This is a genomic window from Legionella rubrilucens, assembly GCF_001468125.1.
In the GTDB taxonomy this organism is placed as follows: Bacteria; Pseudomonadota; Gammaproteobacteria; order Legionellales; family Legionellaceae; genus Legionella_C; species Legionella_C rubrilucens.
This window is the reverse complement of record NZ_LNYT01000007.1, coordinates 226424-251210: the sequence shown is the minus strand read 5'-3', so window position 1 is coordinate 251210 and position 24787 is coordinate 226424. Positions and strand designations below refer to the sequence as shown.

The window sequence follows — 24787 nt, the reverse complement described above, 5'->3', positions numbered from 1 at the left end:
AGGGTATTGCCTACTTTTTAGCTAAAACATTCTATTTTACTGCTATGAGAGCAGGAAAGAAAGTAATTTTCCTACTTTAGCCGACTGACGTTGTAACGTCAGACGATTGGCTTTAACAATGGCCTTGAGATCCGAGGCCGCCTTTTCGAATTCATCATTGACAATCAGGTAGTCAAACTCTGAGAAATGACTTAATTCATCCTGAGCTCTGTGCATGCGATCCGCAATGACGTCTTCCTTGTCCTGTTTTCTTTCCTGCAGACGCTGTTTTAACACATCTAAGGACGGCGGAACCACGAAAATGCTGATGGCCTGCGGGAAAATGCGGCGGATTTGCTGCGCCCCCTGCCAGTCGATATCAAGGACCACATCGATGCCGGCGCTCAAACGAGCATTGATTTGCGCCACCGATGTCCCGTAATAATGGTTAAAAACCTGTGCGTGCTCAACGAAATCATTGTCATTGACCATCTCGAGGAAACGTTTTTCATCCACAAAGAAATAATCCACGCCTTCTTTTTCACCCGGGCGTATGGCACGTGTCGTATGAGAGATGGATACTTCGATGTCATCCAGGGCGCCAATCAGGTGTTTGACTAGACTGGTTTTGCCGCCACCGGAAGGAGCAGCGACGATGAAAATATTTCCAAGCAATAAATTGGCCATTTTATTTACTCTATGTTTTGAATTTGCTCTCGCATTTGTTCGATCAACACTTTCATTTCAATCGCACACTGGGTTAAAGCAATGGAATCCGATTTCGAACCCAGCGTATTGGCTTCACGATTTAATTCCTGCATTAGAAAATCAAGCCGTCGACCCGAAGCTTCAGTATTACTCAATACGCGCACAACTTCCAGCAGATGCGTCGTCAAGCGGTCAAGTTCTTCGCTGACATCCATGCGCGTCAGCATAAGGGCAATTTCCTGCTCGACACGGGCGTGATCAACATCAAGCTGCAAGGCATGCAACCGGGTTAATAATTTGTCGCGTGCATCATCCAGCGACACGCTGACAGCCATCCGGGCCTTATTGACTTCATCCTGCATTTTTTTAACCCGCAACTGCAGGTAATGCTCTAAGGCGTCTCCCTCAGTCATTCGGGCGCTGGTGAGCGCCGTGACCGCCTGCTGAAATAATTGTTTGACCTGACTGGCCAGATTCTCTGCATCCGGTTGAGCCACTTGCACGACGCCAGGCCAATTCAACAGCGATGACAGGGTTAAATCATTGGCTAAGTGCTTTTCAGCCGCCAGTTTACCGCCCACGGCCAGCAGCGAGTCCAGCAAGGACTGATTTATGGTTATGGACTGGGCCTGCCTGTCACTTTCCGTCAATTTCAGTTGGCATTCGAATTTACCGCGGCTGCACTGCTCGCGCAGCAGATGGCGCAGGTCATTTTCCAGGAAACGAAAAATCTCAGGCAGCCTGAACGAAATTTCCTGGTAACGATGATTCACCGAACGAATTTCCCAACACAGGGTTGTCGCCTCGACCTGAGCCTGAGCTCGTGCAAAGGCAGTCATGCTTTGAGTCATAAAGAACCCGGATTGACTAAGGTGGGGCGACTATAAACGAAATTTGTACAAATGCAAGCCCAGGTGCATGATTGCCTGGAAAAGAGTATACTTGCACATTTTTAGCGAGGATCAACCATGCGCCCCAGTAATCGCGAAGTCAATCAGTTACGCCCCATCAAAATTACCCGCCACTACACTCAGCATGCCGAAGGCTCTGTGCTGGTGGAATTTGGCCAAACCCGCGTACTGTGCACCGCATCCGTCGTCGAGGGCGTGCCCCGTTTTTTAAAAGGTAAAAATCAGGGCTGGATTACTGCCGAATACGGCATGCTGCCCCGCGCAACCCACAGCCGTACCGAACGTGAAGCCAGCAAAGGCCGTCAGGGCGGACGCACCCTGGAAATTCAACGCCTGATTGGCCGCTCATTAAGGGCCTGTATGGATTTAAAGGTACTTGGCGAAAATACCCTGACCATCGACTGTGACGTGATCCAGGCCGACGGCGGCACGCGCACAGCCGCGATTACGGGGGCCTGTGTTGCCATGAAAGACGCTGTCGACTGGATGGTTGCCCGTGAGAAACTGCGCAAAATGCCCGCCTTCCATTACATCGCGGCCGTCTCCGTGGGTGTCTACCGCGGCCAGGCCGTGCTCGATCTGGATTACGCTGAAGACGTGCTGGCAGAAACCGACATGAACGTGGTCATGAATGAAGCCGGTGAATTCATTGAAGTGCAAGGCACCGCCGAAGATAAAAGTTTCTCCCGCCAACAACTCAACGACATGCTGTCTCTGGCCGAAGGCGGGATTTCGCAATTAATTCAGCTTCAAAAGGAAGCCGGTCTTAAAGCCTGACAATCAGGCGCATCCCGAGCCCGGGGTCTTTATTTAATAACAGCCCTCTCTCCATCCCTCTCCCGCCTGCGAGAGAGGGGACACTATTGCGGGCCAGCAAAACTAGAATAAGGTTTTATTAATCGCCACGTCCCGCGCGGTGTGTTTGGCAATCAGGTTATCATGGACAAGCTGAGTCAAATGCTGATCGAGCGTCTGCATGCCCTTGGCCTGCCCTGTCTGGATGGAAGAATACATCTGCGCCACCTTGTCTTCGCGAATCAGGTTGCGGATGGCTGAATTGCAAATCATGATTTCCAGCGCCGCCACCCGGCCTCCCCCCACTTTTTTCAACAGGCTTTGCGCCACCACGGCCATTAGCGACTCAGATAACATCGAGCGAATCATGGATTTTTCTTCGCCAGGGAAGACGTCAATGATCCGGTTGATGGTTTTGGTGGCCGAGTTGGTGTGCAGGGTGCCAAAAACCAGATGTCCGGTTTCTGCCGCAGTCATGGCCAGACGAATGGTTTCCAAATCCCGCAACTCCCCCACCAGGATGATGTCGGGGTCTTCACGCAGGGCTGAACGCAGGGCCGCATTGAAACTGTGGGTATCGCGGTGCACTTCCCGCTGGTTGACCAGGCATTTCTTGCTGTTGTGAACGAATTCAATGGGATCCTCAACCGTCAGGATGTGCTCGTAGCGGCTGGAATTGATGTAATCGATGACCGCCGCGAGCGTGGTACTCTTCCCCGAGCCAGTCGGTCCTGTAACCAACACCAGCCCTTTGGGGTAACTGGCCATTTCGGCAAAGACCGGCGGCAACCCCAAATCTTCCATGCTTAAAATTTTGGAAGGAATGGTCCTGAATACCGCACCGGCACCGCGTGACTGGGTAAACGCGTTCACCCTGAAACGAGCAAGGTTGAGAATTTCAAATGAAAAGTCGGTTTCAAGGTGCTCCTCGAATTCCTTGCGCTGCTTGTCATTCATGATGTCATAAATGATTTTAATGACATCTTTATGCTCCAGAGCCGGCACGTTAATCCGTCGCAAATCGCCGTCGACGCGAATCATCGGGGGCAATCCTGCTGATAAATGCAGATCCGAGGAATTATTTTTAACTGAAAACGCTAACAACTCGGCAATGTCCATATCAATCCCTGTCATCACGTTGCTGAATCCTACTATTTCATAGAGTAGCTCACTAACCGCCGTCGGGCAATGATTGTAGGGATAAAGCCTCTTTGATATCGTTAGCATTTTAAATGAATGCAGCTCTTGACGACACCATGACGATTGCCGAACGCCTACACCTTATTCAGCAGCAGGTCGCTGACACAGCCAGGGTCTATCAACGCGACCCGCGGGAGATTTGTATACTGGCGGTCAGCAAGGGACAGCCCGCCAGTGCAATCCAGGAAGCCTTTGCAGCCGGCGTGAGCGACATCGGCGAAAATTACTGGCAGGAAGCCCGCGAGAAACTCAATGCCCTTAAGCATCTGCCGCTGACCTGGCATTACATTGGCCCCCTGCAAAGCAATAAAGCGAAGGACATCGCCAGCCATTTTGACTGGGTTCACAGCGTTGAGAGAGAAAAAATCGCCTGCCTTCTGTCGCAGGCGCGGCCACTCGATAGGCCGCCGCTCAATGTCTGCATCCAGATTAATCTCGACAGAGAAGACAGCAAATCCGGCATTGAGCCTGCGAAAGCTGCTGGCTTGATTGAACGCATACATCACTTGCCGAGCCTGCGTGTCCGTGGATTTATGGCCATTCCCCGACCACTGGCCGCTGAAGAGGAACAGTATGCCAGCTTCCAGCGGCTCGCCACCTTGCTTCAGGAAACCAATCAACGCCTGCACTTGCAGATGGATACCTTATCGATGGGCATGAGTGATGATTTAAAAGCCGCCATACGTGCCGGCAGTACTTTAGTCCGCATTGGCCGGGCCATTTTTGGCGAACGCCCCAAAACAGGAAAGAATGAATGAACATTGCTTTTATTGGCTACGGGAACATGGCACGGGCTTTAATTCAGGGTTTTGAAAAAGACAAAACCCTGATGATCCGGGCCGCCTCTCCCTCGCTTGAACCCGGTCAAATCGGTTCACTGTCATGCTACCGCGACAACAAGGCTGCAATAGCCGGCACAGATATCCTGTTTCTGACGGTGAAACCGGCCAAAATGGCCGACGTGCTCCGCGAAATTGGCCCTTCCATTCCGCCAAAGGCGGTCGTTATTTCCGTGGCAGCGGGCGTCAGTCTTTCGTTTATCCAATCGTTTTGCAACAAAGAACAGGCCATCATCCGCTGCATGCCCAATTTACCGCATGCCGTGAGGCTTGGGGCGACACCGCTGGCAGCGAATGAAGCCTTAACCGACGAACAAAAACAGCAGGTCGCTACGCTTTTTCAGAGTGCAGGAATTTATACCTGGGTTAATGAAACGCAGCTTAATGCCTTTACGGCAGTCTCAGGCAGCGGACCGGCCTATGTCTTTTTATTGATTGAAGCCCTGGTTGCTGCGGCCACCAAACTTGGGATAGAGGAGGCGCAGGCGACTGATTTTGTCTCTCAAACCGTTCAGGGCGCCGCCGTCCTGCTTAAAGAAAGCGGGCTGTCGGCAAAGGCGCTGCGAGAAAAAGTCACCTCGCCTGCCGGCACCACGGCGGCTGCCCTTGATGTCCTGCAGGCAAAAGGATTTGTCCCGTTGATTGATTCAGCCGTCACTGCGGCATTTAATCGCGCAAACGCATTGGGTTCTATTGACACTGCCTGAAAAAAGCCAAAAAATGAACGCCATTTTCAAGCAGGGCTTTTTTAGGCATTCGCCCTGCCTTAACGTTATCCCCTTTGAGGAGATTGTATGACAGGCCTTGTAACCGTAGGGTATTACCTTGTCAGTCTGTTTTTTTCATTAATCCTGTTACTGTTATGGGCACGTATTTTTTTACGCTATTTCCGCATCAGCGCCCTGCATCCCATAAGCCAGGGAATCAACGGATTGCTCAATCCAATCATCGGCCCGGTGGAGCGTCTGGTCTACAGAAAGCAGCCAGCCCCCAAACGCTATGACTGGATTACACTGCTGTTTGTCATTGCCGTGGAATTGATTAAATTCTTTTTGATTGGCCTCATTGTGTACGGCGCCATCATGCCCTTTTCTTACCTGCTTCTTTTCACCGCAGCCGATCTTATCGTTCAGCCGCTTAATCTTTTGTTCTTTATGGTTCTTATCCGGGCGCTCATGAGCTGGATCAACCCGCAATGGCATCATCCGGCAGGGGAAGTGCTGGCCGTGATGACCAATCCTTTACTGGCATTGGGACGGAAAATTATCCCGGATATTTCCGGTTTTGATTTCTCACCCATCATCATCATGATTATGATTAAGGTCATTACCCTGTTTATCAGCGCATCCATGCCTTTACCGATTCTTTAGGAAAAGGCAGCCTCCTTTTTTAATGGGGAGCAGCTATACTTGAAGCAAAGAATACGCTTTCTGAGGGCTGCCATGAAACCTGCACTAACGACCATTGGATTGCTGCTCTTTTCATTCCAGGGATTTGCCGCTCAATCCATTTATTGCCCTCAGAAAGCCGGCTACATCAATGTCGGCATGACCGAGGATCAAGTGAGGGCTGCCTGTGGCGAACCGTTAAGCAAACAGGAATCCAATAATCCCATCATGCAGAAAGTGCAGGTTCAGCAATTGTTTTTTAACAATCAGGGTTCCAGCACCGCCTTTTATGGCGTCTGGTCATTGCCCGTCGGAACAAACAGCGGCGCCCAATTGCAGGTCGATGTGGTCGACAATAAAGTGTACAGTGTGAAATTAAACGGCTCCGACACCAATGCGTTTTCCATCTGCGGCGGGACCAGTATTCAGGTCGGCGATCCCGTGGGAAGGGTCTATGGTTCCTGCGGCAATCCCTCGTTAGTCAACAATACCTACATCAATCAACCCGTTGCCACAGCCCAAAAACCGCAGATATGGATTTATCAGCCCGGCCAATATCAACCGCCCATTACCTTGACATTTGTCGACGGCAAATTACAATCCATCGATTAAATTTTATCGGGATAGTATGAATGGCTGAAAGTATTGATGAAATAACCATTGCCTTTGCTGATGACGGCATGGAAACCACGAAAGAACTGGGCAAGGAGATTCTTTCCAAAGGAGCGTGGACCACCATTTTGTTTCGTTACCAGGATTGGGACAATACCCAAAAGGCTTATGGTCCGGTAAAATATTCCATTCGCCGCTATCAGAAACGCAACAATCAGTATTGGATGAAGTCCAAATTCAATATTTCAAGCAATGAACAGGCGCGAAAAATCATTGACACACTCAATCAATGGCTTGCCGAAGACGACAGCACCAAAGCCTAAGTCTCACCGGGTTGCGGCAGAGGCCGCAACCGACTCAAAATAACCTCTTATCCAGACACAAGGCCAGCAGCCGTCCAATTTTGAATAATAATGCAAATTGCTTTATAATTTTTCTCCATCTAATCCTCGGTGCCTGGCATGAAATTTCGTTTCACACTTCTCTTCTTCTGCTTCATGGCCCTGGCAGGTGCCGGTTATTTCTATTTTCACCCGATAAAAGCCAAACAGCCGGCGGTCACACGGGCTAAACCCATTACCGTGGAAGTCTCCCGCGTTAAAGAAAAGGTGTTTGCTGAAGAGTTTGAAACCCTGGGTTCCCTAGCCAGTGTCGACAACATCGACATCAGTTCTGAACTGGCCGGACAGATTACCGCCATTCACTTCAAACCGGGCACGGAGGTTAAAAAGGGGACGCTGCTCATCCAGCTCGATGACACTGTTCTTAAAAGCGAACTGGCGACTGCAAAAGCCAATCTTGAACTGAGCGAAACCAATTACAAACGGACAACGGAGCTCGCTAAACGCGGCCTGACCTCCGAACAGGCTCAGGATCAGGTTCTCGCTGACTTGAAAGACAAGCAAAACCGCGTCAAGGTGAAAGAGGCGCAATTGGCAAAACTCCGTTTGAAAGCACCCTTTTCAGGTACCCTGGGCTCCAGAAAAGTCAGCGTCGGCCAGTATGTGAATGTAGGACAACCCCTCGTTCGCCTCATTGCCAATCAACAGCTGCGTATTGAATACAGCCTCCCCGAACGGTTTTTAACCCGTTTGAAACTGGGACAACAGGTGCGGGTTTTTTCTGAAGCCTTCCCTAAACACAGCTTTAAGGGAGTCGTTAACTACATTGCACCGGCCATTGACAAAGAAACCCGTACGATTGCCGTTGAAGCTTTAATTGACAACGACAGGCAGCTCCTGTCAGCCGGCCTCTTTGTCCGCGTCAGCCATCAGTTAGGTCAGGAGAAAAAACGGCTTTTTGTACCGGAAGAAAGCCTTATCCCCACCATCAACGGTCAACGCGTTTTTGTCCTGCGTGAAGGCCGTGCAGTCGCCCTACGCGTGCAAACGGGCGCTCACTATAAAGCGCTCACCGAAATTAACAGCGGTTTAAACCCTGATGATGTCGTCATTATTCGCGGACAACACAAGCTTAAAGAAGGGAGCCGCGTGGTCGCTGTTGCCCATGGTGCCCCGTGACTTTTCCCGAGCGCTGCATCAGGCGCCCTGTCTTCACCATCGTCCTGACTTTGTTGCTGGTCATCACCGGTTTATTGCATTTTAATCAATTGCCGGTACGCCATTTGCCCAACATTGATAAACCCGTGGTAACGATCATGACCACGTTTGATGGAGCGAGTCCGGATCTGATTGAAAAGGAAATCACCATTCCTGTCGAGAATATTCTCACCAGTGTGCCTGGGGTGGATCTGATTCGCTCAACCAGCCTGCTCAGCAAAAGCCGCGTCAATGTTGAATTTCAATTGGGTGTCGATATTAATGAAGCAGTGAATGAAATACGAAATAAAATGTCAGCACTTCAGCCCCGCCTTCCCCTGGGCAGTGAAGCGCCAACAGTCAGCAAAAACGATGATGATGCCAACCCGGTGGTGGTCATTGCTTTTCACGATCCCAATAAAAACGCACTGGAATTGACCGATTACATCACCCGCAATATTAAACCGCAATTGCAGGAAATTCAGGGAGTCGGTGAGGTGATTTATCACGGCGCGCGTGATTACGCGGTAAAAATCGCGCTGGATCCAGTCAAAATGGCCGCCCGGGGCATTACCGTGGCGGACATTAAAAAAACGCTGACCCAGCAGAACATCGATGTGCCAAGCGGACAAATCAAAAGCAAAAATCGCTATTACACGGTGGTCACCCATGCTCGAATTCAAAACGTTAAACATTTTGCTGATCTGGTGATTGCCAAACGCAACAACCAACTGATTCGTCTGGGCGAAGTGGCTATCGTTAAGGTAGGCAGTGAAAATGAAGATAACCTGCTGCGAGTTAATGGTAAACCCGCCGTGGGCTTAGCCATTCTCGCTCAGTCCACCGCCAACCCGGTCGACGTGGCGAAAGCCATTAATCAGGAGCTTAAGCGCCTGCGTCCAACCTTACCGGTCGGATTTCAAGCCGAGGTTATTTTTGATTCCACCCATTTCATTAAGGAATCAATCCGTCAGGTGTATAAAACCTTCATCGAGGCCGCTCTTTTTGTCGGCTTTGTCGTGTTTTTATTTCTAGGCTCCCTAAGGGCTTCGCTCATTCCCATCATTACCATTCCCATCTGCCTCATCTGCACCTTCTGGCCCATGTATTGGCTGGGGTTTGAATTAAATTCACTGACCTTGCTGGCAATGGTTCTGGCCATTGGCCTGGTCGTCGATGATGCCATTGTCATTCTCGAAAACTGCCACCGCCACATGGAGGCTGGGCTGACGGTGATGCAGGCCGCCATTCAGGGCAGCAATGAAATCCGGTTTGCCGTCATCGCCATGACCCTGACCCTTGGCGCTGTTTATGCCCCCATGGGGTTTGTTTCCGGTTTCACCGGGAAATTATTTTTACAATTCGGCTTCACCCTGGCCTTGACCGTGATTTATTCAGGCATCATTGCCTTAAGTCTCTCTCCCATGATGTGCTCAAGGTTAATGAAGAAAGAGGATTCCGCCTACCAGAAGTGGCTGGATAAACAATTCACCCGCCTCGGCAATGCTTATCGGCGCAACCTGAAAAACACCTTGCAAAAACCCGTTATTCTGGTTTTATCATTGCTGGTTTTGGCAGGCGCAGGGACTTTGTCTTATCAAACGCTTGGCGCTGAAATTGCTCCGGTTGAAGATCAGGCTTATATTATCGGGCCCGTCAGTTCGCCAACCAATTCCAGCACCTCGTATACCGATTATTACACCCGCGAGCTGGAAGCCGTTTACGAATCCATTCCCGAAAAAGTGGCTTACATGGTCTCCATTAAACCCGCTTCAGCCTTTACCCTTCTGAAATTGGCCCCCTGGAGTCAACGTTCACGCTCGCAAAAGGAAATCAGTCAGGATTTAAGCGACAAAATGCAGAAAATTCCCGGCATTAATGTCTTTCCTGTCAGCCCTAATCCCTTAGGCCATCGCAGCGGCGGCAACAGTCAGTTCAGTCTGGCTTTAGTCAGCAACACCTCGTATTTACGACTCAATGAAGTCAGTGCGGGTTTGGTCAAGCGCTTGTCCCATGATCCCCTGTTGCGCCATGTCAAAAATAATCTGGCTTTGGACAGCGAACAGGTGGACATCACCATTAATCGCCAGTTGGCCGCTGACCTGGAAGTGAATCTTGCTGACATCGCCGAATTGCTTTCGACCATGCTTGGCGGTAACAACCCGGTTAATTTTAATTACGATGGTCAGGCTTATAAAGTGATTCTGCAATTGCAGCAGGCACAGCGCAGTGACATTGCCATCCTGAATAAACTCTATGTGCAGAGCGGGCGTGGCCGCATGATTCCTTTGTCGACCCTGGTTGAGGTCAACAACAGCATCGGTCCTGACAGCCTGCCGCATTTAAACCGACAGCGCTCTGCCATCATCACCGCCGAACTGGCGCCCAATGCCCGTGTAAGCACGGTTGTCTCAACGGTGGAACATCTGCTTAAAGAGTACCTCCCTGAGGATATTCAATACCACTTTACCGGAGCCATTAAAGATTATCTTGAATCATCAGGAAGCAGTTTGTCGGCCTTTTTGCTGGCGCTTTTATTCATTTACCTGGTGTTGGCTGCCCAATTTGAAAGTTTTACCGATCCTTTAATCGTTTTATTGAGCGTTCCACTGTCACTGGCGGGTGCGGCACTGGTTCTTTTCCTTTGCGGTGAAAGTCTGTCGATTTACACCAACATCGGCATGGTGACCTTGATAGGCCTTGTCACCAAACATGGCATCATGATCACTGAATTTGCCAATCAACAACTGCAACAGGGCCGGGATAAATTAACCGCCGTATTAACCAGTTCCGAGGCCCGTTTACGTCCTATTCTGATGACCACCATGGCCATGCTGCTCGGCGCATTGCCTCTGGCGTTAGCTTTTGGCGCTGGCGCTGAAAGCCGACGTCAACTGGGTATTGTCATTCTGGGCGGCATGAGCGTGGGTACGTTTTTCTCGCTGTATGTCGTTCCCTTTGCCTACTGTCTGCTGTCACAACGCCAACCGGCGGAGACTGCAGGCGCGGTGAAAGTACATCATCAACCGATTATTAAAGAAACTGAAGCCGCAAAATATAAAGCCTAGTGCACACCCATGGATGCCCGCCTTACGCGGGCATGACAGGGTATCGGATAGCTCAGGCGATTAGAAAAGTTCAGTGCCCTGCTCATGGATGCCCGCCTTACGCGGGCATGACAGGGTATTTGGATAGCTCAGGTGGTAAGAAAAGTTCAGTGCCTGCTCATGGATGCCCGCCATACGCGGGCATGACAGGGTATTTGGATAGCTCAGGTGGTAAGAAAAGTTCAGTGCCTTGGCTCATGGATGCCCGCCTTACGCGGGCATGACAGGGTGTTCGGATGGCTCAGGTGGTAAGAAAAGTTCAGTGCCTTGGCTCATGGATGCCCGCCTTGCGCGGGCATGACAGGGTATTTGGATAGCTCAGGTGGTAAGAAAGGTTCAGTGCCTTGGCTCATGGATGCCCGCCTTGCGCGGGCATGACAGGGTATTCGGGATGAGCATCTGTATTTAGAAATAGCAACCCACACCGTCGAAACCAATGACCTCGCAGCGTTTGAAGGATGATTTATCCAACTGATAACGGGTTTTACCATACACAGCCACAATCTGTTCGCCATTCTGCTCTACTCTGGGCAATTGGTAATTACCTTCGTCCTGGCAGGAAGCTTCCAGTTGTTGCCAGTGAGCTTTTGCGGTGGTTAACGTTTTTTGTTGAGCCTGCAAAGCACCTCCGGCACAGGAAACCAATCCGAGGTTTTGTCCAGCGGGGGCTGTAAAGACCACATCGTAATTGGCTAATGCGGCTTTTATGGCCTGATGAGCATCCAGGATACCGTGGCCGCAAGGCTTTTTGCCGATGCAGGATTTGTTGGCATCGCGGCTTTCGCCAAAGGCATGGGTGGTGGTAAAGAGAAGCTGTTCGACCTGCTCGGGAGTAATGTCGCTGTTTTTAACTGCGTAAATCAACGCAGCAATACCCGCTGCATGCGGAGAAGCCATGCTGGTGCCTTGATAGAAATCAAATCCCGAACCCTGATAGCCGCCGCCAGGATTCACCGTTGACAGAATGGAGCCCGTCTTGCCGTAACGTGCGTCCCCGCCCGGCGCTGCATAAGTGATGCTCGGTCCGTAATTGGAATAATAGGCACGCAAGCCTTCAGGTCCTGTTGAGGCAACCTTCATGGTGTGATTACACACCGCCGGCGCACTGTAATGCTCCCAACGGTTGTTATTGCCTGCGGCTGCCGCAACTACAGCCCCTTGTTTGCGGGCGAAAGCCAGGGCTTCCTGTAGGGCTTCATCGCAGTGATCGATCTCTTTGCCAGGTTCCTCATCCACACCAAAGCTCATATTCAATACTTTGGCAGGGTAAGGATTATGCGGTACGCCAGGCACATCGCCGCCAACTGACCAATAGATGGCATTCACCACCTGGCTTTCATAATACATGCCGCTGGCATCCGGTATTTTCACCGGTAGTACTTTGAGATGAACGCCTATGCCGTTCATCACCTCACCGTAACCGGCTATTGTCCCTGCGACATGCGTACCATGGTAAGAATTCCTTTCATCACGTACATCACGGTTGTTGCCGGCAAAATTCCATCCCCACACCTCACCATCCTCGTCTTTGGTGAGGTTATCCACCAGGCTGGGATTTAAAGCCACCCCGGTATCTAAAACAGCAACGACCACGGGGAAGTGCGCCTCGCCCGTTGTATAGGCCCAGGCACCGTCGCGTTTACCGGCGGCAGATTCCAGCATGACCCCGGCGGGCGCTGAAAACTCATCCCATTGCAACTCATGGGATAATAGGATGTCGTCGCTGTCAGCCGGTTGGTTCATCGGTTTAAAATGGCCCACCCGGTCTTTGACGGCATATTGGATCTCGGGATTGTGGCGAAGCGTTGCCAATACCCAATCCGTTGCATCACCCTGGGAGTTGGCCTGTTTTAGTTCGGTTGCCGGGATGGACAGTACATAAGCGCCATTCGCCATGGGCGTTAAGGTTTTTACAGGCGCATGCAATTGCTGGGTTAACTGCTTTTGCAGGCTACTTAACACCATGGGGTGCTTGTATTTAATAATGACCCGCACATCATGGGCTTCGGGTGAAGCACATGCCCCGTGAGCCAAAGCCAGCAGGGTGCATCCAATAAGTCTTGTTTGATATCGCATTTGTCCATCTCCTTGCGTCAATAAGCCGCTGAGTGTACAGAAGTTTGTTTTTGACAACAAGAGCATTAATTACGTGGTATTCGGTTAAGCAACAGGTCTTTCTTCAGGCAGGAAGCACTCCCTTTGGCATCGCCAAAGGGAGTAAGAAACGAATTAATAACGATAATGATCCGGCTTATACGGCCCATTCACAGCGACACCAATATAATCGGCCTGCTCACGGGTCAATTGCGTTAATTTAGCGCCAATGCGGTCCAAATGCAGACGAGCGACCTTTTCATCCAGGTGTTTGGGTAACACGTACACCTGATGCTCGTAGTGGTCACTGTGCTGAAATAATTCAATTTGAGCTAAAACCTGATTGGTGAAGGACGTGGACATGACAAAACTGGGGTGTCCGGTCGCACAACCCAGGTTAACCAAACGACCTTCCGCCAGAATAATCAGACGCTTGCCGTCTGGAAATATAACATGGTCCACCTGCGGTTTTATATTCTCCCAGCGGTATTGGCGCAGGCTTTGTATGTCAATTTCTGAATCAAAATGGCCAATATTACAAACAATGGCCTGATTGCGCATCCGTAACAGATGGTCATGGGTCACCACATGGTAATTGCCTGTGGCACTGACAACAATATCGACTTCGTGAGCCACATCATCCAGGGTAACCACTCGATAGCCTTCCATGGCTGCCTGCAGTGCGCAGATCGGATCAATTTCACTGATATAGACGGTTGCCCCCTGGCCTCTCAAGGCTTGCGCACACCCCTTGCCCACATCGCCATAACCCAGGACAATCGCCACTTTACCGGCAATCATGACATCCGTGGCGCGCTTTAATCCATCCAGCAGGGATTCTCGGCACCCGTAAAGATTATCGAATTTTGACTTGGTTACTGCATTATTGACATTGATGGCCGGGATTTTGAGCTGATGTTGTTTAGCCATTTCATACAGACGGGCCACGCCAGTTGTGGTTTCCTCAGAAACGCCTCGCACGTTCTTTAACAGTTCGGGGTATTTTTCGTGCATCACCTGAGTCAAATCGCCGCCGTCATCCAGCAGGAGGTTCGGTTCCCAGCCATCAGGCCCGCGGATGGTTTGCTCCACGCACCACCAGTATTCTTCTTCCGTTTCTCCCTTCCAGGCAAATACCTGAACGCCGCTCGCCGCAATTGCCGCAGCCGCCTGATCCTGGGTGGAAAAGATATTACAGGAAGACCAACGCACCTCTGCGCCCAGGGCAATCAGGGTTTCGATTAACACGGCGGTCTGAATAGTCATGTGCAGGCAGCCGGCAATCCTTGCCCCCTTCAGGGGTTGAGTTTTGGCAAATTCCTGACGTAAGGCCATCAAGCCTGGCATTTCAGTTTCAGCAATGGCTATTTCTTTGCGGCCCCAGGCGGCTAAGGAAATATCAGCCACTTTAAAATCCTGACCGACACGAGGCGTACTCAATGCATCGATGTGTTTCATGTGATTATCCTTTCTCACGACTAAAAAGCCTGTTGCCAAGGCAACAGGCCGTTGCTTAATTACAGTGCTCTTTTAAGGGCATCGACTTTGTCCAGACGCTCCCAGGGAAGATCATTGCGGCCATAGTGACCATACGCGGCTGTCTGCCGATAAATGGGGCGCAGCAAATCGTGATGATCAATAATCCCCTGCGGCGTTAAATCGAAGTGCGTATTGATCAAATCAATGATGGTGTCATTGGATAAACGTCCGGTATTGTAGGTGTCGATGCTGATGGACGTGGGCTCCGCCACGCCGATTGCATAAGAAACCTGAATTTCGCATTTGTCAGCAATGCCGGCAGCCACCAGGTTTTTAGCCACGTGACGAGCAGCATAAGCAGCAGAACGATCTACTTTGGACGGGTCCTTACCAGAGAAACATCCGCCGCCATGGCGTGCCATGCCGCCATAGGTATCCACAATAATTTTTCGTCCGGTCAAACCACAATCCCCTAATGGTCCGCCGATTACAAAACGGCCTGTGGGATTAATAAAATAGCGGGTTGACGGCGTTAACCATTCAGCCGGTAAAATCGGCTTGATGATTTCTTCACGGACGGCTTCGCATAATTCCTTGTGACTGATATCGGGAGCATGCTGGGTAGAGAACACGATGGTATCGATGGCCACCGGTTTGCCCTGCTCATAGCGCATGGTCAACTGGCATTTGGCATCAGGACGCAACCAGGGTAATTTCCTTTCTTTCCGCATCTGCGCCTGCTTTGCCATCAGGCGATGGGAGTAGGCGATAGGAGCCGGCATAAACACATCGGTTTCACGGCTGGCATAACCGAACATCAGCCCCTGATCACCGGCGCCGAGTATTTTGGTTTCCTGATTGTCCACACCCTGAGCGATGTCGGGAGACTGTTTACCGATCGCGCACAACACGGCACAGGACGCCCAATCAAAACCCATCTCCGAACTGTTGTAACCGATGTCGCGAATAACGCCTCGGGTGATTTCTTCCACATCGACCCAGGCGGTGGTAGTAATTTCCCCGCCGACTAACACCATACCGGTCTTTACCAGGGTTTCGCACGCCACACGGGCTTTGGGATCTTTGGCTAAAATGGCATCTAAAATCGCATCGGAAATCTGATCCGCAATCTTATCCGGATGGCCTTCTGAAACGGATTCCGAAGTAAAAACGTGAAAATTACTCACTACCTGTTCTCCCTAAATTGGTTTTATGATTTGAATCCATCATAGTGACAAATTCATCGAAAATGATTTCAATTTCATGCGGGCCTGGACTTGCTTCCGGATGCCCCTGAAAAGCCAGAGCGGGTTTGGTCTTGTGTCGGATACCCTGTAAGCTGTTATCAAACAGTGAGCGGTGCGTGATTTCAAGGCAATCCGGTAAACTGGCTTCCTCCACTGCAAAGCCATGGTTCTGACTGGTGATGAATACCCGGCGGGGTGACCGTGTTTCAATCACGGGATGATTGGCGCCATGGTGACCAAATTTCATTTTTACTGTTTTAGCCCCAGCGGCTAAGGCCAGGATTTGAAAACCCAGGCAAATGCCGAAGAGGGGAATGTCTCTTTCTAAAAATTCACGCGTGGCAGCAATGGCATAATCACAGGCAAACGGATCGCCTGGACCGTTGGATAAAAAGATACCGTCAGGATTTAAAGCCAGGGCCTCTTTGGCCGAGGTAGTCGCGGGCACGAGGGTGATATGGCAGCCTTTCTCATGCAGAATACGCAGAATATTGTATTTCACGCCAAAATCATAAGCGACAACATGAAAATGCGAAGGCCTGGATTTTTGTCCCCATTCGCCGCGGCCGTCATGCCAGCGTTCGATGGTCTGGCGTGAGACTTCACAGGCGAGATCCAGACCGTCCAGACCGCCGAACTGCTGCGCCTTGTGAATAGCCGCTTCTTCATCATCCTGCGTACTGATACAGGCCCCGATTGCCCCTTTTTCCCGCAGCAGGATAGTCAATTGACGGGTATCTATTCCGGCGATGGCCACAACCCCTTGTTTTTTGAGCCACTCCGGCAGGGATTGGGATGCACGGTAATTGCTCGGAATCAGGGAACAATGGCGCATGACAAGACCTGCCGCCCAGATTCTTGAAGACTCCATGTCCTCTTCATTACAACCGGTATTCCCCACATGCGCCGTCGTCAGCGTGATAATCTGCCTGGCATAGGAGGGATCGGTTAGCATTTCCTGATAGCCAGTCATCGACGTATTGAAAACCAGTTCACCGACGCAATCCCCGTGTGCACCCACGGAAACCCCTCGGAATACTGTTCCATCGGCTAGCGCTAAAATTGCTGGTTTATTAAACATGGAGATACTCTTCACTAAAGGCTCTTTGGCTCTGTGCCCTTTCGGGTTGAAACGGCTCAGAGCAGACAGTCGCTGGCAGTAAAATTAACGGATTGTAACGTACTCGTGTTAAAATTTCATGTCTTCGAAGAATTTTTTTACACCGTCGAACCACGAGCTTAAACGCGGCGAATGGGTTTTTTTACTGCTGTCTAAAGATTCCTGCAATTGAGTTAACAACTCCTTCTGTTCGCGGGATAAGTTCACCGGCGTTTCCACCACCACCCGGCAAAGCAAATCGCCAACGCCCTGACCTCTTACGGATTTAATTCCCTTACCCCTTAAACGAAATACTTTGCCGGTTTGTGTCTCGGCAGGGATCTTAAGGGTAACCCGTCCTTCCAGGGTAGGCACTTCGATAGAGCCGCCCAGTGCCGCTGTGACAAAGCTTATCGGTACTTCACAATGCAGATCGCTGTCGCTGCGTTCAAAAATGGGATGCGCCTTGACGCCGATTTGCACATACAAGTCTCCGCTGCCGCCGCCATGAATACCGGCTTCCCCTTCGCCGCTCAAACGGACTCTGTCGCCATTGTCAACGCCGGCCGGGATTTTCACCGTGAGTTTTTTACTTTCGCGTACGCGGCCCTGACCATGGCAGTTGCCGCAGGGATCCGTAATCACCCGACCTTCGCCATGACAACCGGGGCAGGTTTGTTGAATGGAAAAGAAACCCTGCTGGATACGCACCTGCCCCACCCCGCCGCAGGTTTCGCAATTTTTAGGGCTGGAGCCGGGCTTTGCTCCCGAACCATGACAGACCCCACAGGCCGCATGACGGGGTACGGTAATTTCGACCTGCTTGCCTGCTGCTGCTTCTTCCAGGGTCAGTTGCAGATTGTATTGCAGATCTGCACCTCGCTGACCGCGTGATTGGCGCCCCGGCCCGCGTCCGCCAGAGAAGATGTTTTCGAAAATGTCTTCAAACACATCGCCAAACCCGCCAAAACCTCCAAATCCGCCGCGCATGGATGGATCAACGCCGGCATGACCAAACTGATCATAGGCCGCTCGTTTCTGCGGATCAGACAGTACTGCGTAGGCTTTTTGAATTTCCTTGAATTTTTCTTCAGACTCTTTGTCATTGGAATTACGATCAGGGTGGTATTTCATGGCCAGCTTGCGATAGGCCTTTTTGATTTCGTTTTCATCGGCATGACGGCCCACGCCGAGAAGTTCGTAGTAATCCTGTTGTTCCATGACTGCTCACATCAATAATAACGCTATACCTTTAAACCTATAGCACAATAATAGTAAAAGAGTGCTCAGGCACTCTCCCCTTAATCATTACTTATGCAGCGCCTTGCAGGCTTTAGCAGACATCTCTCAATGTTCCGCTAAAGCCGCCGGTACGCTGTCTGTTACTTCTTGTCGTCCTGAACCTCTTCAAATTCAGCATCGACAACCCCTTCATCGGCTTTGGCAGAAGACGCTTCTTCCGTGTGAGTCTCAGCACCGGCTGGCGCGCCTTGCGCCTGACCTTCCGCGGCTTTCTTGGCATAAATGCGCTCGGCCATTTTCGCAGAAGCATCGGTCAGCACTTTCAATTTGTCTTCGATGTGAGCCTTGTCATTGCCTTTGACCGCCTCTTTCAATTCGGAAATGGCTGTTTCAATACCTCGTTTCTCGTCATCAGACAGCTCTGTGGCCAGATCTTTTAAGGATTTTTCACTGCTGTGAATCAAGCTGTCCGCATGGTTTCGGACGTCGGCCAGTTCTTTGAATTTTTTGTCTTCGTCGGCATGCGCCTGAGCATCTTTCACCATCGCTTCGACTTCGGCTTCACTTAAACCGCTTGAAGCTTTAATAACGATGGATTGTGCCTTACCGGTGGCCTTGTCTTTAGCCGACACATTAAGAATACCGTTCGCGTCAATATCGAAGGTCACTTCAATTTGCGGCACACCACGTGGTGCAGGCGGAATGTCATTTAAGTCAAAGCGGCCCAATGATTTGTTCGCTGAAGCCTGTTCACGCTCCCCTTGCAGGACATGAACCGTCACCGCCGTCTGATTATCATCTGCGGTGGAGAAGACCTGGTTAGCCTTGGTGGGAATGGTTGTATTCTTTTCAATCAGCTTGGTCATGACGCCGCCCAAGGTTTCAATACCCAGCGACAGCGGCGTAACGTCAAGCAGCAGAATGTCCTTGACATCACCGGACAGAACGGCAGCCTGAATCGCGGCACCGACGGCCACCGCTTCATCAGGGTTAACGTCTTTGCGCGGCTCTTTGCCGAAAAAGTCCTGCACTGTTTTTTGCACCAGCGGCATACGGGTTTGACCGCCGACGAGAATGACTTCGTTGATTTGGGAAACCGACAGCCCGGCATCTTTCAATGCAGTTTTGCAGGGTTCAATTGTACGCTCCACCAGTTTCTCAACCAGAGATTCCAGTTTGGCGCGGGTTAATTTAATGTTGAGGTGCTTGGGTCCTGATGCATCGGCCGTAATGTAGGGCAGGTTAACATCAGTCTGCTGTGCGGAAGACAATTCGATTTTTGCTTTTTCAGCCGCTTCTTTAAGGCGTTGCAGAGCCAGCGGATCATTATGCAGGTCAATGCCGGTGTCCTTTTTGAACTCAGCCGCCAGGTATTCGATTAAGGCAAGGTCAAAGTCCTCACCACCGAGGAAGGTATCCCCATTCGTGGACAAGACTTCAAACTGGTGCTCGCCATCGACTTCAGCAATTTCAATGATGGAAATATCAAACGTACCGCCGCCTAAGTCATAAACCGCAATGACGGAGTCACCGCGTTTCTTGTCCATCCCATAAGCCAATGCAGCCGCGGTGGGTTCGTTGATAATACGTTTCACTTCAAGGCCGGCGATACGGCCAGCATCTTTCGTGGCCTGACGCTGGGAATCATTGAAATAAGCCGGAACAGTAATAACCGCTTCCCTGACTTCTTCGCCGAGGTAATCTTCTGCGGTTTTCTTCATTTTGCGCAACACTTCCGCAGAAATCTGCGGCGGCGCCTTGTCCTGGTTTTTAACACGTACCCAGGCATCGCCATTGTCGGCTTTGATGATTTGGTAGGGAACCATTTTAATGTCTTTCTGAACCACTGGATCATCAAAACGGCGTCCAATCAAACGTTTGACGGCAAACAGGGTATTTTTAGGATTGGTAACTGCCTGGCGTTTAGCGGCCTGACCAACCAGCGTTTCATTGTCATCCGTGTAAGCAACAATAGAAGGGGTGGTGCGGTGACCTTCGCTGTTTTCGATCACACGGGTATTGTTGCCTTCCATGATCGCCACACAGGAGTTGGTCGTACCTAAGTCAATTCCGATAATTTTTGCCATTTTATTCTTGCTCCACTAGTAATGTATTCGTCTTGTCTCTGATATGGGGTGAAATTTAACAATTTCAAGCGTCTTTATACATTTTCATCAATCGGCCTCGGTTTTGCGACAATGACCCGGGCCGGGCGAATGATGCGATCGTTGAGTTTGTAACCCTTCTGGAATACCGCAACAATTGAATTGGGGGCGACTCCCGGCACATCCTGCATGGACATGGCTTCATGTTCCTGCGGATTAAAGGGTTCACCCTGTGGGTCCAGTTGCCTGACATCATGTTTATCCAGCACATCCAGAAAGAGCTTCATTGTTAATTGGAGGCCTTCGTACATGGCGGCATTGGCGTCTTTGTCCGCCAGTTGCAAGGCCTGCTCCAGGCTGTCCAATATGGGCAGCAGGGAAGCAATCAGTTTTTCCTGGCCATACCGATGGGCATTTGCAACATCGCGCTCCGCCCGGCGGCGGACATTATCCAGCTCAGCTATCGCCCGGACTGATTTTTCCCAATTTTCATGGGCCTGCTTTTCTGCCAACAGCAATTTTTCTTCAAGACCGCCAATGCTGGGTTGTTCCAGAGCCCCTTCAACATGCTCTCCGGAATCCTCATCGTCTTTCAGATCCTCATCGTCTTCAAACAGGTCGTCATTGTTTAATGCGTCACTTTCTTCTTTAATTTTTTGCCAGTTTTTTGTTTTATTTTCGCTCATCAGCCACTCCTCGCGTCAATCAGACGCTATAAATTGGGGGCGACGATAGAAAATTCAAGTGTTCCTGTGCAATAATAATTAAAAAGAAGCTGCGGTTTAAAACAGAGAATTATTTACCGTATCTTGCACAATCTGTTCATTCACCGCATACTTGGATTTTTGCCTAGTCATAAGGTTTACTATGAGTTCTTGGTCTCCTGTTTCCTGGCAGCAGTTTTCATACCAGCAGGCCGCCACTTACCCGGATGAAATTCAGTTGTCACGGGTGGTGGAGCAGTTAAGTCAAATGCCGCCTTTAGTTACCAGCGGCGAAATAAAAAGGTTGAAACTGGCCATTGCACGCGCCGGCCGGGGTCAGGCGTTTATTTTGCAGGGCGGTGACTGTGCTGAATCGTTTAACGATTGCCGATCGCAGGTCATCAGCAATAAATTAAAAATTTTATTGCAGATGAGCCTTGTGCTGCTCCATGGTATGCGTAAACCCATTATCCGTGTCGGCCGTATTGCCGGACAATACGCAAAGCCCCGTTCGTCCGATTTTGAAACCGTCGACGGCGTGACGCTACCCAGTTACCGCGGCGATCTGGTCAACTCCCCCGAGTTCAACGCCCATTCCCGCATCCCCAACCCCAAGCTGTTGCTTAAGGGTTACAGCTGTGCTGCCATGACTCTGAATTACATCCGCGCCCTGCTCAATGGCGGCTTTGCCGATTTGCATCATCCGCAGCGCTGGGATTTAAGTTTTGTCGAGCATTCGCCTCAGGCGGAAGAATACAATGCCATCGTCCGCTCGATTGCGGATTCACTTGATTTTCTAGAAAGCATTGATGGATTACGCAACAGCAGCCTCAGTAAGGTTGATTTTTATACTTCGCATGAAGCCCTGCACCTTCATTATGAGCAGGCGCTGACACGCAAACCGCAGGATGGCCTGTGGTATAACCTGTCCACGCACCTGCCCTGGATTGGGATGCGAACGGCACAACTGGACAGCGCTCATGTCGAATTCATTCGCGGCATTCAAAACCCGATTGGCATTAAAATCGGACCATCTGCCACCAAAGACTGGCTTCAGGAGTTGTTGCAAAAACTCAACCCTGAACGTGAAGAAGGCCGTTTGCTGCTGATTACCCGCTTGGGCGCCAATCAAATTGAACAGCGGCTCCCTTCCCTGATTGCTGCTGTGCAGGAAAGCGGCTCCCCTGTAACCTGGTCCTGCGATCCCATGCATGGCAACACAGAAACCACTACCGACGGCATTAAAACGCGCCGATTCGACAATATTCTTTCTGAATTGCAGCAGGCGGTCACTATTCATCAGAAAATGAACAGCTATCTGGGCGGCGTTCATTTTGAATTAACCGGCGACAATGTCACCGAATGCATCGGCGGTGCACGGGGTTTAAGCGAGGACGACTTGAAACATGCTTACCGCAGTCTGGTGGATCCACGTCTGAATTATGAACAATCTCTTGAGATGGCTATTCAATTGAGTCGTCAGTTCCAATCTTACTGAACTGCTGGTGAAGGTGGGCAGGGATGCGCTCCTCCAGCCAGTAAACAGGCCGACCAAAGCTACCGCTGATAAAGCCGACATGGCCGCCACGCTTGCTGAGTTCCAGGGTAATCTGGTCTGACAAATCGTTTTCCTCAGGAATTACGTCTGGCGTCATAAAGGGATCGTCCAAGGCATGAATAATCAGGGTAGGCGTGGCTATTTTACACAGGTAAGCATGGCAGCTGGCTTGACGATAATAGGCATGCACATGAGCGAAACCATGCAAAGGCGCCGTCACTTTTTCATCAAAAGTCCAGAAACAACGCCACTGATTGACATTGACCAGGGCATCAGGAAGATCCGGACTCAGCACCTCCCTCTTGCGCATGAACACGTTTCTTAAGCTACGCAGTAAATACGATTGATAGATACGGGAAAAACCCTGTCCAATTTTGTCAGCCACCAGGCGCAACTGAAAGGGAACGGAAACGGCCACTGCCGCATGAATCCATGTCTGCGAACCGCGCTCACCCAGCCATTTCAATAACACATTACCGCCTAATGAAACTCCGACAACCGCCTTTAATGTGTCGGGTTCACGTTGGGCCAGTAAACGCAGTAAATAATCCAAATCACCGGTATCGCCGGAATGATAAGCACGCGGCAAGCGATTGGGTTCGTGACTGGCGCCGCGAAAATGCATGAGCATCGCCCGCCAGCCATTCTCGTTAAACACCCGCATCAACCCTGCCGCATAGATGGATTGCACACTGCCCCCGAGACCATGCAGCAAAATCACCAGAGGGGCATCATCGGCAAGGCCATTGACGGCCCAGGCGAGATCAATGAAATCACCGTCAGGCAACTCAATCCGCTCCATGCAATCCACCGGTGCGGTCAGATGACGCATGATCGTGGGATAAAGCGTTTGACCATGCGCATTCATTAACCACCAGGCCGGTTTAAATTCGCTTTCGATTATCATACATCCTCCTGATGATACGGGGGACTGTATTCATGGACCGCATCAATCATGGCCGCAACGCTTTCAGGCGTTACATCCGGAGTGATGCCATGTCCGAGATTAAAGACATGACCGTTACCCTTACCGAATGAAGCCAGTACTTTTCCGACCTCTTCACGGATAACGGTTTCATTGGCCAGTAAAACGGCCGGGTCAAGGTTGCCCTGCAAAGCCACCTGATGGCCCACCCGCACTCTGGCGCGCTGCAAATCACAGGTCCAATCCAGACCTAAGGCATCGCATCCTGTCATGGCCATGTCCTCCAACCATTGCCCCCCCCCTTTGGTAAAGAGAATGATGGGAATGTGTGGGAAAGCCTGCTTAATTTCCCTGACAATTTTTTCCATGGGGTGAAGGGAAAATTGCTTGTAATTGGCTGTGCTCAAAAGACCGCCCCAGGTATCAAACAGCATGACGGCATCAACGCCCGCACGAATCTGTTCTTGAAGATAAGCCGTTACCGCAAGTGCCAGCTTATCCAGTAAGGACTCGGCCGCTAAAGGCTGATTGTAAAGTAATTTCAGCATTTGTCGGTAATCCCGGCTTCCTTTCCCTTCAACCATGTAACAGGCCAATGTCCAGGGACTTCCGGAAAAACCAATCAGCGGTAAATGCGCAGGCATTGCCCCACGAATCAAACGCACGGCCTCCATTACATAGTTTAGCTCATCGACAATGGAGAGATGGGGTAAAGCCTCTATGTCGCTGGTGGTCCGCAACGGCTCATGGAAGCCCGGGCCCTCCCCCTCGGCAAAATAAAGCCCTAAACCCATGGCATCCGGGATAGTCAGGATATCGGAAAACAAAATGGCCGCATCCAGCGCATAACGGCGCAGGGGCTGCAACGTGACCTCACAGGCCAGTTGCGGGTTTTTACACAAACTTAAAAAATTACCCGCTTCCTCACGCACCTTGCGGTATTCAGGAAGATAGCGTCCCGCCTGACGCATTAACCACACGGGTGTTCGCGGAACAGCCTCACGTTTTAGAGCGCGTAAAAACAGGGATTGGCGGCGATCAGTCATGGTATTCTCAGTCGGATAAAAAAGTCATCTTATCATTTTATCCTTTTTCAGACATAGAATCTGCCAAAAGGAGGCCGCAATGATTTCAAATTTGAATAGAAACAACTCATTAATCAGCTTCTTAAGATAGAAGCCTGGAATACCTTCGTGGTCAAACAGACGGGTGTGGATGGCAAAAGGAGCTGGGCTGCCGATTGATGTCTCGCCCGCG

Annotated in this window: 21 protein-coding genes; 9 read left to right on the top strand and 12 right to left on the bottom strand. The window is 50.6% G+C overall.

All coding sequences use genetic code 11. From position 1 onward, the window contains the following. Positions 1–42: 42 nt before the first annotated feature. Both gmk and Lrub_RS04750 read right to left on the bottom strand, forming a co-directional pair. Positions 43–666: a guanylate kinase gene (gmk, locus tag Lrub_RS04755; protein ID WP_058531043.1), complete on the bottom strand. Its 624-nt coding sequence runs from the start codon at positions 664–666 to the stop codon at positions 43–45. Between the two features lie 5 nt (positions 667–671). Then, entirely contained in the window at positions 672–1538 is an 867-nt protein-coding gene (locus Lrub_RS04750; protein WP_058531042.1) for a YicC/YloC family endoribonuclease, read from the bottom strand. 117 nt (positions 1539–1655) lie between these two features. Here Lrub_RS04750 and rph point away from each other — a divergent pair, with 117 nt between their 5' ends. Further along, positions 1656–2375: a ribonuclease PH gene (rph, locus tag Lrub_RS04745; RefSeq protein ID WP_058531041.1), complete on the top strand. Its 720-nt coding sequence runs from the start codon at positions 1656–1658 to the stop codon at positions 2373–2375. 102 nt (positions 2376–2477) lie between these two features. Here rph and Lrub_RS04740 read toward each other — a convergent pair whose 3' ends face one another. Beyond that, entirely contained in the window at positions 2478–3512 is a 1035-nt protein-coding gene (locus Lrub_RS04740) for a type IV pilus twitching motility protein PilT (RefSeq protein ID WP_058531040.1), read from the bottom strand. 137 nt (positions 3513–3649) lie between these two features. Between Lrub_RS04740 and Lrub_RS04735 the strand changes: the two genes are divergently transcribed. The 7 genes from Lrub_RS04735 (at position 3650) to Lrub_RS04705 (ending at position 11038) form a co-directional block, all read left to right on the top strand. After that, a complete protein-coding gene (locus Lrub_RS04735; protein WP_058531549.1) occupies positions 3650–4351 on the top strand; it encodes a YggS family pyridoxal phosphate-dependent enzyme in 702 nt (233 codons plus the stop codon). Then, a complete protein-coding gene (gene proC / locus Lrub_RS04730; RefSeq protein ID WP_058531039.1) occupies positions 4348–5139 on the top strand; it encodes a pyrroline-5-carboxylate reductase in 792 nt (263 codons plus the stop codon). The genes Lrub_RS04735 and proC overlap by 4 nt, the downstream gene beginning before the upstream one ends. A gap of 87 nt (positions 5140–5226) precedes the next feature. Then, the gene (locus Lrub_RS04725; protein WP_058531038.1) at positions 5227–5802 is read left to right on the top strand and encodes a YggT family protein; all 576 of its coding nucleotides are present in this window, start codon (positions 5227–5229) and stop codon (positions 5800–5802) included. 72 nt (positions 5803–5874) lie between these two features. Further along, positions 5875–6432, top strand: coding sequence for a DUF2845 domain-containing protein (locus Lrub_RS04720; RefSeq protein ID WP_058531037.1), 558 nt, complete (start codon positions 5875–5877; stop codon positions 6430–6432). 20 nt (positions 6433–6452) lie between these two features. Then, the gene (locus tag Lrub_RS04715) at positions 6453–6755 is read left to right on the top strand and encodes a hypothetical protein (protein WP_058531036.1); all 303 of its coding nucleotides are present in this window, start codon (positions 6453–6455) and stop codon (positions 6753–6755) included. Positions 6756–6893: 138 nt separating this feature from the next. Then, on the top strand, positions 6894–7952 hold the full coding sequence (locus Lrub_RS04710; protein ID WP_133134005.1) for an efflux RND transporter periplasmic adaptor subunit: 1059 nt from the start codon (positions 6894–6896) through the stop codon (positions 7950–7952). After that, the gene (locus tag Lrub_RS04705) at positions 7949–11038 is read left to right on the top strand and encodes an efflux RND transporter permease subunit (protein WP_058531034.1); all 3090 of its coding nucleotides are present in this window, start codon (positions 7949–7951) and stop codon (positions 11036–11038) included. The genes Lrub_RS04710 and Lrub_RS04705 overlap by 4 nt, the downstream gene beginning before the upstream one ends. A 444-nt stretch (positions 11039–11482) precedes the next feature. Here Lrub_RS04705 and Lrub_RS04700 read toward each other — a convergent pair whose 3' ends face one another. The 7 genes from Lrub_RS04700 to grpE all read right to left on the bottom strand — a co-directional run bounded on the left by Lrub_RS04700 (position 11483) and on the right by grpE (position 21029). Continuing rightward, positions 11483–13153 (bottom strand): S8 family serine peptidase, encoded by a 1671-nt coding sequence (locus Lrub_RS04700; protein WP_058531033.1) that lies wholly within the window; start codon positions 13151–13153, stop codon positions 11483–11485. Positions 13154–13306: 153 nt separating this feature from the next. Then, the gene (gene ahcY / locus Lrub_RS04695) at positions 13307–14629 is read right to left on the bottom strand and encodes an adenosylhomocysteinase (protein ID WP_058531032.1); all 1323 of its coding nucleotides are present in this window, start codon (positions 14627–14629) and stop codon (positions 13307–13309) included. Positions 14630–14688: 59 nt separating this feature from the next. Next, the gene (gene metK, locus Lrub_RS04690) at positions 14689–15837 is read right to left on the bottom strand and encodes a methionine adenosyltransferase (protein ID WP_058531031.1); all 1149 of its coding nucleotides are present in this window, start codon (positions 15835–15837) and stop codon (positions 14689–14691) included. After that, entirely contained in the window at positions 15830–16978 is a 1149-nt protein-coding gene (gene carA, locus Lrub_RS04685; protein ID WP_058531030.1) for a glutamine-hydrolyzing carbamoyl-phosphate synthase small subunit, read from the bottom strand. The genes metK and carA overlap by 8 nt, the downstream gene beginning before the upstream one ends. Before the next feature lie 108 nt (positions 16979–17086). Beyond that, complete coding sequence (gene dnaJ, locus Lrub_RS04680; protein WP_058531029.1) at positions 17087–18217, bottom strand: molecular chaperone DnaJ; 1131 nt, start codon at positions 18215–18217, stop codon at positions 17087–17089. A 161-nt stretch (positions 18218–18378) separates the two neighbouring features. Continuing rightward, positions 18379–20325, bottom strand: a complete 1947-nt coding sequence (gene dnaK, locus Lrub_RS04675) for a molecular chaperone DnaK (protein WP_058531028.1) — start codon at positions 20323–20325, stop codon at positions 18379–18381. 74 nt (positions 20326–20399) lie between these two features. Then, the gene (grpE, locus tag Lrub_RS04670) at positions 20400–21029 is read right to left on the bottom strand and encodes a nucleotide exchange factor GrpE (RefSeq protein WP_058531027.1); all 630 of its coding nucleotides are present in this window, start codon (positions 21027–21029) and stop codon (positions 20400–20402) included. Between the two features lie 181 nt (positions 21030–21210). Here grpE and Lrub_RS04665 point away from each other — a divergent pair, with 181 nt between their 5' ends. Further along, positions 21211–22545, top strand: a complete 1335-nt coding sequence (locus Lrub_RS04665; protein ID WP_058531026.1) for a class II 3-deoxy-7-phosphoheptulonate synthase — start codon at positions 21211–21213, stop codon at positions 22543–22545. Here the strand turns inward: Lrub_RS04665 and Lrub_RS04660 are convergent. Continuing rightward, positions 22511–23512 (bottom strand): hydrolase, encoded by a 1002-nt coding sequence (locus Lrub_RS04660; RefSeq protein ID WP_058531025.1) that lies wholly within the window; start codon positions 23510–23512, stop codon positions 22511–22513. The two genes, Lrub_RS04665 and Lrub_RS04660, sit on opposite strands and share 35 nt — an antisense overlap. Then, a complete protein-coding gene (hemE, locus tag Lrub_RS04655; protein WP_058531024.1) occupies positions 23509–24576 on the bottom strand; it encodes a uroporphyrinogen decarboxylase in 1068 nt (355 codons plus the stop codon). The genes Lrub_RS04660 and hemE overlap by 4 nt, the downstream gene beginning before the upstream one ends. Positions 24577–24787 lie beyond the last annotated feature (211 nt).